We start from the raw sequence: 14,049 nt of genomic DNA, 5'->3' as shown, positions 1-14,049 counted from the left end.
GCGCGCATCCGGGACTGCATGTGATCGCCTTGCTTGAGGCGGTCAAGGGGACGCTTGCGCTGTTGGCGGCGACGGGCCTGGAAATTCTGGGCCCGCTCCCGCTGCAAAACGCGGTCATCACCCTGATCCGCCGCTTCAACCTGGACCCCGACCACGGCGCACTGCCGTCGTTGCTCAAGACCATCAGCCCCGATGCGGTGCATCTGGCCGCTGCCGCCATGCTGGCCTATGGCCTGCTGCATGTGGTGGAAGCCTGGGGTCTGTGGCGTGCCAAGGCCTGGGCCTCGGTGCTGGGCTGCCTGTCGGCGGCCATCTATCTGCCTTTCGATATCTACGCCATCGTGCGTCATCCCGGCTGGACCGCCTGGGGCGTGCTGGCGATCAACCTGCTGGTGGTCGGCGTGCTGGCACGCGACCTGGTGCGACGCCGCCGTCGCTGAGCCTGCCTGCCCGTTGGCGGGCACGTCCTTACGTTGTCACCCCGACGCAGCGCCGTTAGCCTGCGACTTCTCCCCGGGGACGACCATCCATGCGATCCACCCTTTTGTCCTTCGCGCTGCTTGCCGCGCTGTGCGGCTGTGCGCATGCCGATGATCCGTCGCGTTCTGCGGCCAGCGCTGCCGACGCGTCCACCGCCCACCCTCTCGATCTGAGCGAGGCCGACGTGGCCGGCCTGCAGGCGCGCATGGCCAGCGGCCAGAGCAGCAGCCTGCAACTGACGCGCGCGTATATGCAGCGTATTGCCGGCATCGATCGCGCCGGCCCCTGGCTCAACGCGGTGATCGAACTCAATCCACAGGCCGAAGCCGACGCACGCGCCCTGGATGCCGAACGCAAAGCCGGCCACGTGCGTGGGCCGCTGCACGGCATCCCGGTGCTGCTCAAGGACAATATCGACGCGCTGCCGATGGTCAACAGCGCCGGCTCCCTCGCCCTGGCCGAGTTCCGCCCCGCTCGCGATGCGTTTATGGTGCAGCGCCTGCGCACCGCCGGCGCGGTGATCCTGGGCAAGACCAACCTCAGCGAATGGGCCAATTTCCGCTCCACCCAATCCAGTTCCGGCTGGAGCGGACGCGGAGGGCTCACGCGCAATCCATATGCGCTGGATCGTAATCCCTGCGGCTCCAGTGCCGGCACCGGTGCGGCCATCGCGGCCAGCCTGGCCACCGTCGGCATCGGGACCGAAACCGATGGCAGCATCACCTGTCCGGCATCGGTCAACGGCCTGGTCGGGCTCAAGCCGACCGTTGGCCTGGTCAGTCGCGACGGCATCATCCCAATTTCCGCCAGTCAGGACACCGCCGGCCCGATGACCCGCAGCGTCGCCGATGCGGCTGCAGTGCTGCAGGCCATCGCCGCACCCGACCCGCAGGACCCCGCCACCGCCAAGGCACCGGCGACCAGCGTCGATTATCTCGCCTACCTGAAACCCGACAGCCTGCGTGGCGCGCGCCTGGGCCTGTTGCGCAACCCGCTGCGCGAGGATCCGGCAATCGCCGCGGCGCTCGACCGCGCCGTGCGCACCCTGCGTGACGCTGGCGCCACCGTGGTCGAGACCGCCCTGGTCACCGATGGCAAGTGGGATGCTGCAGAGCAGATGGTCTTATTGGTCGAATTCAAGGCCGGCTTGAACGCGTATCTGCAGAACCACCACGCGCCTGTGGCGAACCTGGAGCAGTTGATTGCGTTCAATCGCAAGCACGCGCAGCGCGAAATGCCGTACTTCAGGCAGGAATTGTTCGAACAGGCGCAGGCAGCGCCCGGTCTCGACGATGCGGGGTATCTGAGCGCGCGCGCCAACGCCAAGCGGTTGGCGGGGCCGGAAGGCATCGACGCAGCCTTGAAGGCAGATCGCCTGGATGCCTTGATCGTGCCCACGACGGGCGCGGCGTGGATCACCACACTCGGCAAGGGCGATACCTTCCCCGGCGCCGGCTATGGTGCCGCGGCGGTGGCCGGCTATCCAAGCCTGAGCGTGCCGATGGGACAGACCCAGGGCTTGCCACTGGGCCTGTTGTTCATGGGCACGGCCTGGAGCGAGCCGCGCCTGATCGAGCTGGCGTATGCATACGAGCAACACAGCCATGCGCGCTTTACGCCTGGCTATGCGCCGAGTGCGCCGGCTGCGCCAGGTGGGGCCACGTCAGGCACGATACCCGTCGCGCCTGCGCCCGGTTCGCACCAGCATGATTGACCGCCGTTATACCTGGCGCCCAAGAAGGATGCCCCGGCGGGTGCTTGTGCAACTGCCTGCCGAACACATTCGATGCCGGCAGTTGCGCAATACCACCCGATAAAAGCAGTCCCACAAACGCAACGAGCGTCGCCAGGCGGCGTGGGCGGCGCGCAAGAACCGCCTGTCCGCGGAATACATGCCGGTTTCGGGCACCGGCCGCACGCGCCTGGCAGGGATGCAGTCGTTTTCTTGGCGCGCTAGATGCTGGCCGCAGGCTCGCCGTCTTCTGCGCCCGGCGAGCGCACGCTCTCCTGTGCAATCGGCTCGGCAGGGCGTGATGGCGTTCTTTCCTGCGTTGCGATTTCGGCGCGCAGCCTCGGCAAGGCATACGCATGCTCGCGGGTCAGGAAATCGATCATGCGTTCGCGCACCAGGCAGCGCAGATCGAAGGCATCGCCGGAATTGCGCGCGCTCACCAGCAGTCGCACCTGGATGGTGTTGTCGCTGGTGTCGGTAATCTGGGTCACGCACACGCGGCCGTCCCATAGCGGTTCGCTGTGGCAGATACGCTCCAGTTCCGCACGTACCGCTGCAATCGGCGTACGGTAATCCAGCCACAGGAACGCGGTGCCGAGCAGATCGGCACTGCTGCGCGTCCAGTTCTGAAATGGGTTTTCAATCCACCAGGTCAGCGGCACCACCATGCGGCGCTCGTCCCAGATCCGCACCACCACGTACGAGCTGCCGATCTCTTCGATGCGGCCCCACTCGCCTTCCACGATCACTACGTCATCCAGGCGAATCGGCTGGGTCAGTGCAATCTGCAAACCGGCGATCAGGTTGCCGAACACCGGTTTGGCCGCGATACCGGCCACCAGCCCGATGATGCCGGCCGACGCCAGCAAGGTCTTGCCGATCTGGCGTACCTGCGGGAAGGTCAGCAGCACCACCGAAATGCCGAGCAAGATCACCGTGCCCATCAGCACGCGGCTCAGCACCCGCGTCTGGGTCTGGATGCGCCGCGCGGTGAGGTTGTCCGACACCTCGATCGGATTGCTGCGCAAGATCGCCGCCTCGCCGGCGGCCACCGCGCGTACCAGCAACCAGGTGACGCAGCCGACGATTCCCAGGTGCAGCAGATGCTGCACCGCTGCCAGCGCCTTGCCGGCCAACGGGGTCGCTTCGGTGGCAACCCCCAGAAACAACAGCGGCAAGATAAACGCCGCCGGTAGCGTGATCACGCGAATGATGCGCGCACGGCGGTAGTCGCGACCCTGCATGCGGCGAAACAGCCACAGCATCAACGACCAGGTGACGATGCCCGCCAGCAGCGAGGCACCGAGCGGAATTGCATATTCGCGGATGACGTTCCAATCGGCAGTCAAACCGTTCCTCCTGTGGGGGGGGAAAGAGGGATGGCTGCCAGAGCATGCCGCACGCGGCATGAGCATCACGTCATGCGCACACGTTGATCATCCGCCCAGCGGCTGCGAAGCCACCTGTTGTTGCTTGCGCACGATCGCCATCGCAATTTCCAGCGACTGTTCGTAGTTCAGCCGCGGATCCACGCTGGAGCGATACGCCCGTTCCAGATCGCGCTCGGTGAGCTCGCGCGCACCGCCGGTGCATTCGGTGACATCTTCGCCGGTAAGTTCCAGGTGCACGCCGCCCAGCCGCGTGCCGGCAGCCGCATGTAGGTCGAAGGAGGTCTCCACTTCGTTGCGGATATTGTCGAAACGCCGCGTTTTATAGCCATTTCCGGTGCTTTCGGTATTGCCATGCATCGCATCGCACACCCACAGCACCCGCCGCCCGTCGCGCTTTACCGCATCCAGCAACGGCGGCAACTTGTCGGCGATCTGCGCCGCGCCCATGCGATGGATGAAGCTCAAACGCCCGGGCTCGTCCTCGGGATTGAGCACATCGATCAGGCGCAGCAGCTGGTCCGGCTGCACCGACGGCCCCACCTTGATCGCGATCGGGTTACGCACGCCACGCAGGTATTCCACGTGCGCGCCATCCAGCGCGGCCGTCCTCATCCCGATCCACGGGTAGTGCGTGCTGAGATTGAACCAGCCCCACTGACGCGGCACCTGACGGGTCAGGCCTTCTTCGTACGGCAGCAACAACGCCTCGTGCGAGGTGTAGAAATCGATGCGATTGAGGTTGTACACCTCTGCCCCGGACAGCGTTTCCATGAAGCGCACGGCGTCGCCGATCGAGGCAACCATCTTCTGGTAGTCCGCCGCCAGCGGCGAATAGCCCACCCAGTCCAGATTCCAGTATTCGGGGTGATGCAGGTCGGCGAAGCCGCCGTCGATCAACGCGCGCACGAAGTTCATCGTCATTGCCGAGCGCGAATGTGCGGTGATCATGCGGCGCGGGTCGGGCACGCGCGCGGCCTCGGTGAAGGCCGGCGCATTGATCACATCGCCGCGATAGCTCGGCAAGGTCACGCCATCGCGCGTTTCGGTGTCGGCCGAGCGCGGCTTGGCGTATTGCCCGGCAAAGCGACCCACCCGCACCACTGGCAAATGCAGGCCGTGCACCAGCACCAGGCTCATTTGCAGCAGCACCTTCAAACGGTTGGAGATGGTGCCCGATTCGCAATCGCTGAAATTTTCGGCGCAATCGCCACCCTGCAGCAGGAAGCGCTTGCCTTCCTGCGCTTCGGCCAGCTGGCGCTTGAGCGCAAAGATTTCCCACGAGGTCACCAGCGGCGGCAGCCGCCCCAACTCGTGCATGGCCGCCTGCAGCGCGTTCTCATCCGGGTACACCGGCAGCTGCAATGCAGGTTTGCCGCGCCAGCTGTCCGGCGCCCACGCTGCGGCGGCCGAATCGGTAGCGGAAGTGGCAGCGGAAAGATTCATGAAAGGACTCCTAGGCAGCCTGCGATGTTCGCAGAGCCGGAACGCTACGCAAAGCGCCTGGAGGCCAATGGCACCGAATTGCCGCCGCGTCCGTCCGACGTGCGGTCGCGCGCCGGCCCTTTCGACCTGAACAGCAAACAACATCGCTCGTCGAGCCATGACTTTCGACCTACGCTAGCGCTCGCCAAAGCGCTCAACGTTACAAAATAACAACACCCTCCCCTCACCCGCCTCGCGAAACTGCCATGACTCCTCGTCTTCTGTCTGCTGCCACCGCCGCCGCCCTGCTGGCCGCCCCCATCGGTGCGGCGTTTGCCGCCGATGCCGACTCCGAACGCACGACCGATCTGGACACGGTCAACGTGATCGCCAAGCTCGAGGCGGCGCGCAATGCCCTGTCACCGGACATCGGCAGCAGCCAATTTGCCATCACCGCTGACGATATCGATCGCCTGCCGCTCGGCGCGGCGACTCCACTCAATCAGGTCCTGCTGCAGGCGCCGGGCGTGGTACAGGATTCCTACGGCGGCATTCACGTCCGCGGCGACCACGCCAACCTGCAGTACCGCATCAACGGGGTGATGATTCCCGAATCCATCTCCGGTTTCGGCCAGAGTCTGGAGCCGCGCATCATCAAGAACCTCAAGCTGCTCGATGGTGCGCTGCCGGCGCAGTTCGGCGACCGCACCGCAGCCGTGGTCGACATCACCACCAAGAGCGGTGCCGAACTCGGCAATGGCGGCAGCGTCGGCATCACCGCCGGCTCATTCGGCACCATCAACCCCAACGCCTCGCTGTGGGGCAGCAGCGGGCGTTGGAGCTGGTTCGTCAGCGGCGATTACGACCAGAACAAGAATGGCCTGGAAAACCCGGTCGACAGCCTCAACCCCATCCACGACAAAACCCATCAGGGCAAGGGCTTCGCCGATCTGACCTACCTGGTCAACGAGAACACCCGTCTCAGCCTGCTGGTCGGCTACGCGAACAACCGCTTCCAGATCCCCAACAATCCGGGGCAGACGCCAGCCTTCGATTACCTGGGCACCACCGATTTCGACTCCTCGCGCCTGGACGAGAACCAGCGCGAAAACACCCGTTTCGGCACCCTGGCCCTGCAAGGCACGCTCGGCGACACCAACTATCAGCTCTCCGCCGGCCAGCGTTACAGCAGCGTCGCCTTCTCCCCCGACGTCGCCGGCGACCTGATCTTCAACGGCATCGCCTCGCGGGTGGACCGCAGCAACCGCGCCAATACCGTGCAGGCGGACTTCGCAACGCCATGGGGCGGCTCGCATACGCTGCGCTACGGCGTGTACGGCAATTTCGAACACGCCATCGCCAGCAACAATTCGTCTGTCTTCCCTGCCAACGACGACGGCAGCCAGAGCAGCAACGTGCCGCTGTTCATTCCCGACGGCAGCCGTTTCCATGCCAGCACCTACGCGCTCTACCTGCAGGACGAGTGGAAGATCGGCGAAGATTGGACCGTCAATTACGGGTTGCGCGGCGACAAGTACAAGGCCTTCGGCACGACCGAAGGTCAGCTCAGCCCGCGCCTGGGCGTCATCTGGCGCGCCACCGACAGCACCACCGTGCATGCCGGATACGCGCGTTATTTCACCCCACCGGCCAGCGAGCTGATCTCCACCAGCGACATCGCGCTCTACGACGGCACCACCAACCAGCAGTCGGCCGGTGACGGTCCGACCACGCCACTGAGCGAACGTAGCGACTACTACGACCTGGGCATCTCGCAAGTGGTCACCGACCATCTGACGCTTGGCCTGGACACCTATTACCGCAAGGCCGACCGGCTGCAGGACGAAGGCCAGTTCGGTGCCGCCTATATCTATTCCACCTTCAATTACCGCTATGGCCGCATCCGCGGCGCCGAATTCAGCGCCGACTACACCAACGGGCCAGTGACGGCATATTTCAACCTCGCCTACAGCAAAGCCATGGGCAAGCGGGTCATGACCAGCCTGTACAACTTCGATCCGGATGCGCTGGCCTACACCTACGACAACTGGATCCACCTGGATCACGACCAGAAGCTGACCTCGTCCGGCGGCATCAACTACGCCTTCAGCGAAGGCAGCAAGGTCGGCCTCAACTATCTGTTCGGCAGCGGCTTGCGCACCGATACCGACACCGTGCCCAACGGCGCCTCGCTTCCGTCGTACTTCCAGTTGAATGCCAGCGTCGGCCACGACTTCGACGTCAATACGCATCCGCTGCATGTGCAACTGGCCGCGGTCAATGTCCTCAACCGCAGCTACCAGTTGCGCGATGGCGGCGGTATCGGCGTCTTCGCGCCGCAGTGGGCGCCGCGCCGCGGCGTCTATGTGAGCCTGCAGCAGGACTTCTGACGCGGTGCAAGGCAGCGAATGGACCGGAACAATACCGGCCCATTCGTTGCCGAAGTCCGATGACCAAGCCTGCAGCACGGCTGGCCACGCTGCGGACCGCCTGCATGGCTGATGCGCATCGTTTGGCAGACACGTAAATATCGGCTTATCGATTGAAGCAATGCCGCGATCCACCAGCGCTAGCCAGCGGAAAGAGCCAGGAATCAGTCACGTCTTCAATGTCGTTCTTGGCGCTCGCGGTCGACACGCCGCAGACGCATGCAAGCGGCAGCAACGGCATCCAGTATCAATGCCAGGAAGCAGACGCGTCGAGCAAGCGCAGCGCAGGGCGGGCGCCTTGCGACGAATCAAGCCGCCTGACCTGCAGCGGATCAGGCGGCCCTTCAACCGCAAACCGCGCAGCAGCCTCGCCTGAGCAGCGCACAGCGCCCGTTGCCCATCACGATCCCACTGCACGCCTACAAGGCTGCCGCAGGGCTTTGCGAGGCGCTAGACCTGCCATGCGTCAGTGATGGACCGAGCTACGCCGCGCCTTGAAGCCCGCGTACAGCGCCCACAACGCCAACCCCACGAACCACACCATGCTCCACATGGGCATGCTCAACCCGAGGAAGCGCCAATCGATATTGCCGCAATCGCCGGTGCCGGTCAGCACGGTGCGGAACACCTCGAAGGGCCCCATGGTCTCGCTCAGAAAGCTCAACGGCGGCCCGCACGAAGACATCATGTCCTTGGGCCGGATCTGCACCCACACATGCCGCGCAGCGATGCCCATGCCCACGCCCGCGGCGATGAAACTCAAGACCCCATAGACCTTGCGCCCGGCGGCGGCACGCGGCCCATGCAGCGCGCCGAGCAGAAAAAACATGGCCAGCGCCGCGAAGGCGATCCGTTGGAAGATGCACAGCGGGCAAGGCTCCAGACCCAGATGCAACTGCACATAGATCGCGTAAGCCAGCAATCCTGCGCATGCAAGAAAGCCCAGCAGAAACTGCGCCCGGAAACTCCAGCGAAATGGATTCATCGTCACTGCTTGCCTTGGGTCAAGTCGTCGATTATCAGCCATCGCCACGGCCGTGACCACGCATGACTGAGCGGGCAGTCCAATCGCGCGAGCGTCTGCTGCTTGTGCGCTGCAGCGCCGCCGCGGCACGGGGTGACACGCATGCGATGTCCGAAAGACCAGGGCCCACCGCACGCCCACCCGCGAGCGGCAATCCAGAGCCCGCAAGCCGTCGTCGACCAAGCGGAAGGAGATTGCAATTGGCCGAGCAAGCAGCAGTAGCTGCACTGGATCATAGGCTTTGGCGGCGTCGCCCTGCTTGCTGCGTAACGCACACATCCACGCGCACGCACGCGTGCCCGTGCAGTCGACAGCCGTCGGCAGACACGCAGTTTCAAGCAGCCTACAAAAAAGCCCGGCGTCAGCCGGGCTTCTTCGAGAATCTGTGCAGCAGCGATCCGATTACTCGGCCACTTCTTCGGCAACGACCGGACGGTCGACCAGCTCGACATACGCCATCGGCGCATTGTCGCCGGCACGGAAGCCGGCCTTCAGGATGCGCAGGTAGCCGCCGGGACGGGTCGCGTAACGCGGGCCCAGTTCGACGAACAGCTTGCCCACGGCTTCCTTGTCGCGCAGGCGAGCAAACGCCAAACGACGATTGGCAACGCCATCGACCTTGCCGATGGTGATCAGCGGCTCGGCGACGCGACGCAGTTCCTTGGCCTTCGGCAAGGTGGTCTTGATCAGCTCGTGCTTGAACAGCGAGGCGGCCATATTGCGGAACATGGCTTCGCGATGCGCGCTGGTGCGGTTGAACTTACGGCCGGATTTCTGGTGACGCATGAGTATGGTTTCCTAGGGAATGTTGAGACTGCTTGAGAAACGTTGTCGCCATCCTGGCGCTGTTGAATGGACTGCGGTTGGTCCGAGCCGGCCGTCCTTGAACCGGATGTCATCGCAGGCTTTAACCCGTCGATGTAGAAAACAAACATGGGCGCCCGAAGACGCCCATGCCTTGATGCATTAACCAAGCATGCCGTGCTGGGCGACACCGGCCGGCGGCCAGTTCTCCAGCTTCATGCCCAGCGCAAGGCCGCGCTGTGCCAGCACTTCCTTGATTTCTGTCAGCGACTTCTTGCCCAGATTCGGGGTCTTGAGCAGCTCGACTTCGGTCTTCTGGATCAGATCGCCGATGTAGTAGATGCTCTCGGCCTTGAGGCAGTTGGCCGAACGCACGGTCAGCTCAAGGTCGTCGATCGGGCGCAGCAGCACCGGATCCACGCCGCTGGCAGCCGGCTTGGCCGCACCGCGATCGCGGTGGGTGAAATCGCCGAACACCGACAGCTGATCGCTGAGGATGTCGGCGGCGGTGCGCACGGCTTCCTCGGCATCGATCGTGCCGTTGGTTTCGATATCGATGACCAGCTTGTCGAGGTCGGTACGCTGTTCGACGCGCGCAGCTTCCACGGCGTAGGCAACGCGACGCACCGGCGAGAACGACGCATCCAGCATCAGACGACCGATGGTGCGGGTCTCTTCATCCGGGCGACGACGCGCAGCAGCCGGCTGGTAGCCAAAGCCACGCTCGATCTTCAGGCGCATGTTCAATGCGGTGTCTTTGGTCAGGTGGCAGATCACGTGGTCGCCGTTGATGATCTCAACGTTGTGATCGGTCCTGATGTCTGCCGCAGTGACCGTACCCGGACCCTGCTTGGACAACGACAGCGTGGCGCTGTCGCCACTGTGCATACGAATCGCCACGTCTTTCAGGTTCAGCAGGACGTCAAGCACGTCTTCCTGCAAACCTTCCACCGTGGTGTACTCATGCAGCACGCCGTCGATCTCGACCTCGGTGATCGCAAAACCGGGGATCGACGACAACAACACACGACGCAGGGCATTGCCCAGCGTGTGCCCGTAACCGCGCTCCAAGGGTTCGATCACGACCTTGGCGCGGTTGTCGGTAAGACGTTCGATCTGCGGACCACGGGGGCGCAGAACCTGGTTGGCGGTAACCGTCATGTTGCGGGGTCTCCTGCGAACCTCCGGCAGTACCGGAGGTTCTCCAATGTGAATTACTTCGAATACAACTCGACGATCAGCGCTTCGTTGATATCCGAAGGCAGGTCAGCGCGATCCGGAACGGCCTTGAACACGCCGCTGAACTTCTTCGAATCGACTTCAACCCACGACGGCGTCATGTCGTGCTGCTCAGCCACGGTCAGGGCTTCCTGCACGCGGAGCTGCTTCTGTGCCTTTTCCGACAGCGTGATCGCATCGCCAGCCTTGATCTGGTACGAGGCCAGATTCACCGACTTGCCGTTGACCAGCACGCCACGGTGCGACACCAGCTGGCGCGCGGCCGGACGGGTGACGGCAAAGCCCATGCGGTAGCAGACGTTGTCCAGACGGGTTTCCAGCAACTGCAGCAGGTTCTCGCCGGTGTTGCCCTTCTTGGTCGAGGCCTTCTTGTAGTAGTTGCGGAACTGACGTTCCAGCAGACCGTAGATACGCTTGACCTTCTGCTTTTCGCGCAGCTGGGTTGCGTAGTCGGAGAGCTTGCCCTTGCGAGCCGCACCGTGCTGGCCGGGCTTCTGCTCAAGCTTGCACTTGGAGTCCAGCGCACGCGCCGGGCTCTTGAGGGAAAGGTCGGCGCCTTCGCGACGCGCGAGCTTACAGGTAGGACCGATATAACGAGCCATTTCTTATCGCTCCCTTTAGACGCGACGCTTCTTCGGCGGACGGCACCCGTTGTGCGGGATTGGCGTCACGTCGATGATGTTGGTGATCTTGTAGCCCACGTTGTTCAACGAACGCACGGCCGACTCACGGCCCGGACCCGGACCCTTGATACGCACTTCCAGCGACTTCACGCCGTAATCGAGCGCAGCGCGGCCAGCCTTCTCGGCGGCAACCTGGGCAGCGAACGGGGTCGACTTGCGCGAACCACGGAAACCGGCGCCGCCGGACGTAGCCCACGACAGCGCGTTGCCCTGGCGATCGGTGATGGTGACGATGGTGTTGTTGAACGAAGCGTGGACGTGAGCGACGCCGTCAGTGATGACGCGCTTGATCTTCTTCTTCGTTTTCTTTTCTGCTGGCTTGGCCATGATCTATCCCTTACTTCCTGATCGCCTTGCGCGGACCCTTACGGGTGCGGGCGTTGGTACGGGTGCGCTGACCACGCAGCGGGAGACCACGGCGATGACGCAGACCGCGATAGCAGCCCAGGTCCATCAGTCGCTTGATCGCGATACCGATTTCGCGGCGCAGGTCGCCTTCGACGACATACTTGCCGACTTCGGCGCGCAGGCGCTCGATTTCGGGTTCGGACAGATCACGAATCTTCGTGGTCGAGGTAACGCCTGCGGATTCGCAGAGCTTCTTCGAACGGGTACGGCCGATGCCGTAGATGCTTTGCAACCCGACCCAGACGTGCTTCTGGGCTGGCAGGTTGACGCCTGCAATACGCGCCATGACGCGATTCTCCAACTGAGTGATGGCCCGACAGCGCCCAGGCGCCATCCGGCAGGATGGATCAAAAGTGAACTCGGAATTATAGCAAGGCCTCGGATTGCTTTGAAGCCCGTGGAACCAGAGGTTCCATGGACCCGGCGTGGGGAGTGTGCCCTCGCTCCGGCGCCGGACGGTGTTGATCCAGAAAACTGCTCCGAATCGCCTGTGCTACTCCCGCACAGGACCACCCCGTCACACCCGCGCGCGAGACGTCGCGCGAGCCGCCCTTCTGATCGGAAGATCGTGGCCCGGGAACCAGGCCGTCTTCACGCAATGACGATCTAGTGTACCACTTAACCGCGCGCAAGACCGCCGCGTGAGCCGCCCTTGAGGTTGGCCTTCTTCAGCAAGCTCTCATACTGGTGCGACATCAGATGCGCCTGAATCTGCGCAATGAAGTCCATCACCACGACCACTGCAATCAACAGCGAGGTGCCGCCGAAGTGGAACGAGGTGCCGAGCTGCGTGCGCATGATTTCCGGCAACAGGCACACGATCACCAGGTACAGCGAACCGGCCGCGGTCAGGCGCGTCAGCACGCCATCGACGTAGTCGGCGGTGGCCTTGCCAGGACGGATGCCCGGAATCAGCGCGCCCGACTTCTTGAGGTTGTCGGCGGTTTCCTGCGAGTTGAACACCAGCGCAGTGTAGAAGAACGCAAAACCGATGATCAGCGCAGCGAAGACCAGCATGTGCACCGGCTCACCGGGCCCAAGCGCGTTGGCGATCTTCTGCAGCCAAGACCCCACCCCACCCGACGCCGCCTGGCCCGACCACATCGACAGCGTCGCCGGGAAAGCGAGGATGCTGGACGCAAAGATCGGCGGAATCACGCCGGCCATGTTGAGCTTGAGCGGCAGGAACGAGGTCTGGTTCATGTACGCATTGCGACCGCCCTGGCGGCGCGCGTAGTTGACCGTGATCCGGCGCTGCCCACGTTCGACAAATACGACGAACAGCGTGAACGCCAGGATCGTGATGACGATCAACAGCAGCGAAATGAAGCTCAGATTGCCTTCGCGAAAAGCTTCGACCGTCTGGATGGCCGCCGACGGCAGGCCAGCCACGATGCCGGCAAAGATGATCAGCGACACGCCGTTACCGATGCCGCGCTCAGTGACCTGCTCGCCTACCCACATCAGGAAAATGGTGCCAGCGGTCAATGCGATCACCGCGGTGAGCACGAAGCCCATGCCCGGCGCATACACCACCGGAGCGCCACCGGGCGCGGTCTGATTCTGCAGTGCCAGCGCGATACTGCCGCCCTGCACCACAGCCAGCAACACCGCACCGATGCGCGAATACTGGGTGATCTTGCGTCGACCCGACTCGCCTTCCTTCTGCATCGCCTTGAGGGCGGGAAAGATATGCGTGGCCAACTGGATCACGATCGACGCCGAGATGTACGGCATCACGTTCAACGCAAAAATACTGAAACGGTGCAGGGCGCCGCCCGAGAACATGTTGAACATGTCCACGATGCCGCCGCCCTGCGCCTGCATCAACGAAAGCATGGCATCGGGATTCACGCCCGGCACCGGCACATAGCAGCCGATGCGATAGACGATCAATGCCCCGAGGACGAACAGTAGCCGCTGGCGAAGTTCCGTGAACTTGCCGAGCCCGCCACCGAGGTTACCAATGCCAGCCTGCGCCATCTGCCGATTACTCCTCTACGCTGCCGCCGGCAGCTTCGATTGCCGCCTTGGCGCCTGCGGTTGCCGCAACGCCCTTCAGCACGAACTTCTTGCTCAGCTCGCCCTTCAGCACGATCTTCGCCTTCTTGGCGCGGCTCGGGACCAGATTGGCCGCACGCAGCGCTGCGAAGTCGACATCGCCGGCATCCAGCTTGTCCAGCTGGTAGGACAACACTTCTGCGGTATCGCGCGCCATCTTGGAGCGGAAACCGATCTTCGGCAGACGGCGCTGCATCGGGGTCTGGCCGCCCTCGAAGCCGGCCTTGATCTTGCCGCCGCCCTTACGAGCGAACGAGCCCTTGTGACCGCGACCAGCGGTCTTGCCGAGGCCCGAACCGATACCACGACCGACGCGGGTGCGCTCGGTACGGGCGCCGTCGGCCGGCTTGAGGTCATTAAGACGCAGAGTCATGGG

At 63.7% G+C, this 14,049-nt stretch carries 14 protein-coding genes and 1 pseudogene; 5 read left to right on the top strand and 10 right to left on the bottom strand.

The features are described from left to right. The first annotated feature begins 20 nt into the window (after positions 1-20). Complete coding sequence (locus ACCQ15_RS05020; protein WP_008571656.1) at positions 21-440, top strand: DUF2127 domain-containing protein; 420 nt, start codon at positions 21-23, stop codon at positions 438-440. Positions 441-544: 104 nt separating this feature from the next. Continuing rightward, on the top strand, positions 545-2,194 hold the full coding sequence (locus tag ACCQ15_RS05015; protein WP_372381541.1) for an amidase: 1,650 nt from the start codon (positions 545-547) through the stop codon (positions 2,192-2,194). Positions 2,195-2,433: 239 nt separating this feature from the next. Here the strand turns inward: ACCQ15_RS05015 and ACCQ15_RS05010 are convergent, their stop codons facing one another. Together ACCQ15_RS05010 and ACCQ15_RS05005 are read right to left on the bottom strand one after the other, a co-directional pair. Then, entirely contained in the window at positions 2,434-3,561 is a 1,128-nt protein-coding gene (locus ACCQ15_RS05010) for a mechanosensitive ion channel family protein (RefSeq protein ID WP_008571659.1), read from the bottom strand. Between the two features lie 87 nt (positions 3,562-3,648). After that, positions 3,649-5,046 (bottom strand): class II 3-deoxy-7-phosphoheptulonate synthase, encoded by a 1,398-nt coding sequence (locus ACCQ15_RS05005; RefSeq protein WP_071118679.1) that lies wholly within the window; start codon positions 5,044-5,046, stop codon positions 3,649-3,651. 24 nt (positions 5,047-5,070) lie between these two features. Between ACCQ15_RS05005 and ACCQ15_RS05000 the strand changes: the two genes are divergently transcribed. The 3 genes and pseudogenes from ACCQ15_RS05000 to ACCQ15_RS04990 all read left to right on the top strand — a co-directional run bounded on the left by ACCQ15_RS05000 (position 5,071) and on the right by ACCQ15_RS04990 (position 7,775). Further along, positions 5,071-5,256 carry a hypothetical protein gene (locus ACCQ15_RS05000; protein WP_071118680.1) on the top strand — a complete coding sequence of 62 codons (186 nt, stop codon included), beginning with the start codon at positions 5,071-5,073 and terminating at the stop codon, positions 5,254-5,256. Between the two features lie 35 nt (positions 5,257-5,291). After that, a complete protein-coding gene (locus tag ACCQ15_RS04995; RefSeq protein WP_372381271.1) occupies positions 5,292-7,415 on the top strand; it encodes a TonB-dependent receptor in 2,124 nt (707 codons plus the stop codon). A gap of 59 nt (positions 7,416-7,474) precedes the next feature. Further along, positions 7,475-7,775, top strand: a pseudogene (locus tag ACCQ15_RS04990) (hypothetical protein). A gap of 145 nt (positions 7,776-7,920) precedes the next feature. Here ACCQ15_RS04990 and ACCQ15_RS04985 read toward each other — a convergent pair. From ACCQ15_RS04985 to rplO, 8 genes are all read right to left on the bottom strand, one after another. Further along, on the bottom strand, positions 7,921-8,439 hold the full coding sequence (locus ACCQ15_RS04985) for a disulfide bond formation protein B (RefSeq protein ID WP_011346545.1): 519 nt from the start codon (positions 8,437-8,439) through the stop codon (positions 7,921-7,923). Positions 8,440-8,880: 441 nt separating this feature from the next. Further along, a complete protein-coding gene (gene rplQ, locus ACCQ15_RS04980; protein ID WP_003486665.1) occupies positions 8,881-9,264 on the bottom strand; it encodes a 50S ribosomal protein L17 in 384 nt (127 codons plus the stop codon). Positions 9,265-9,444: 180 nt separating this feature from the next. Further along, positions 9,445-10,443: a DNA-directed RNA polymerase subunit alpha gene (locus tag ACCQ15_RS04975; protein WP_002811635.1), complete on the bottom strand. Its 999-nt coding sequence runs from the start codon at positions 10,441-10,443 to the stop codon at positions 9,445-9,447. A gap of 53 nt (positions 10,444-10,496) precedes the next feature. Then, positions 10,497-11,123: a 30S ribosomal protein S4 gene (rpsD, locus tag ACCQ15_RS04970; protein ID WP_002811641.1), complete on the bottom strand. Its 627-nt coding sequence runs from the start codon at positions 11,121-11,123 to the stop codon at positions 10,497-10,499. A 15-nt stretch (positions 11,124-11,138) separates the two neighbouring features. Then, positions 11,139-11,531 (bottom strand): 30S ribosomal protein S11, encoded by a 393-nt coding sequence (gene rpsK / locus ACCQ15_RS04965; RefSeq protein ID WP_003486671.1) that lies wholly within the window; start codon positions 11,529-11,531, stop codon positions 11,139-11,141. A gap of 10 nt (positions 11,532-11,541) precedes the next feature. Next, a complete protein-coding gene (gene rpsM, locus ACCQ15_RS04960) occupies positions 11,542-11,898 on the bottom strand; it encodes a 30S ribosomal protein S13 (protein WP_003486672.1) in 357 nt (118 codons plus the stop codon). Positions 11,899-12,230: 332 nt separating this feature from the next. Continuing rightward, complete coding sequence (gene secY / locus ACCQ15_RS04955) at positions 12,231-13,595, bottom strand: preprotein translocase subunit SecY (RefSeq protein WP_008571664.1); 1,365 nt, start codon at positions 13,593-13,595, stop codon at positions 12,231-12,233. A gap of 7 nt (positions 13,596-13,602) precedes the next feature. Then, complete coding sequence (gene rplO, locus ACCQ15_RS04950) at positions 13,603-14,046, bottom strand: 50S ribosomal protein L15 (protein WP_003486676.1); 444 nt, start codon at positions 14,044-14,046, stop codon at positions 13,603-13,605. Between the last annotated feature and the right edge of the window lie 3 nt (positions 14,047-14,049).

Origin of the sequence: Xanthomonas sp. NCPPB 1754 (assembly GCF_041475725.2) — a bacterium.
Classification (GTDB): domain Bacteria; phylum Pseudomonadota; class Gammaproteobacteria; order Xanthomonadales; family Xanthomonadaceae; genus Xanthomonas; species Xanthomonas euvesicatoria.
The sequence above is the reverse complement of the archived record's forward strand: the minus strand, read 5'-3'. Positions and strand labels throughout refer to the sequence as shown.

What these genes read in the sequence shown, in the direction of transcription:
- ACCQ15_RS05005 (WP_071118679.1), bottom strand. Translation starts at nt 5,046, where the DNA reads ATGAATCTTTCCGCTGCCACTTCCGCTACCGATTCGGCCGCCGCAGCG.
- ACCQ15_RS05000 (WP_071118680.1), top strand. Translation starts at nt 5,071, where the DNA reads ATGTTCGCAGAGCCGGAACGCTACGCAAAGCGCCTGGAGGCCAATGGC.
- ACCQ15_RS04995 (WP_372381271.1), top strand. Translation starts at nt 5,292, where the DNA reads ATGACTCCTCGTCTTCTGTCTGCTGCCACCGCCGCCGCCCTGCTGGCC.
- ACCQ15_RS04985 (WP_011346545.1), bottom strand. Translation starts at nt 8,439, where the DNA reads ATGAATCCATTTCGCTGGAGTTTCCGGGCGCAGTTTCTGCTGGGCTTT.
- rplQ (WP_003486665.1), bottom strand. Translation starts at nt 9,264, where the DNA reads ATGCGTCACCAGAAATCCGGCCGTAAGTTCAACCGCACCAGCGCGCAT.
- ACCQ15_RS04975 (WP_002811635.1), bottom strand. Translation starts at nt 10,443, where the DNA reads ATGACGGTTACCGCCAACCAGGTTCTGCGCCCCCGTGGTCCGCAGATC.
- rpsD (WP_002811641.1), bottom strand. Translation starts at nt 11,123, where the DNA reads ATGGCTCGTTATATCGGTCCTACCTGTAAGCTCGCGCGTCGCGAAGGC.
- rpsK (WP_003486671.1), bottom strand. Translation starts at nt 11,531, where the DNA reads ATGGCCAAGCCAGCAGAAAAGAAAACGAAGAAGAAGATCAAGCGCGTC.
- rpsM (WP_003486672.1), bottom strand. Translation starts at nt 11,898, where the DNA reads ATGGCGCGTATTGCAGGCGTCAACCTGCCAGCCCAGAAGCACGTCTGG.
- secY (WP_008571664.1), bottom strand. Translation starts at nt 13,595, where the DNA reads ATGGCGCAGGCTGGCATTGGTAACCTCGGTGGCGGGCTCGGCAAGTTC.
- rplO (WP_003486676.1), bottom strand. Translation starts at nt 14,046, where the DNA reads ATGACTCTGCGTCTTAATGACCTCAAGCCGGCCGACGGCGCCCGTACC.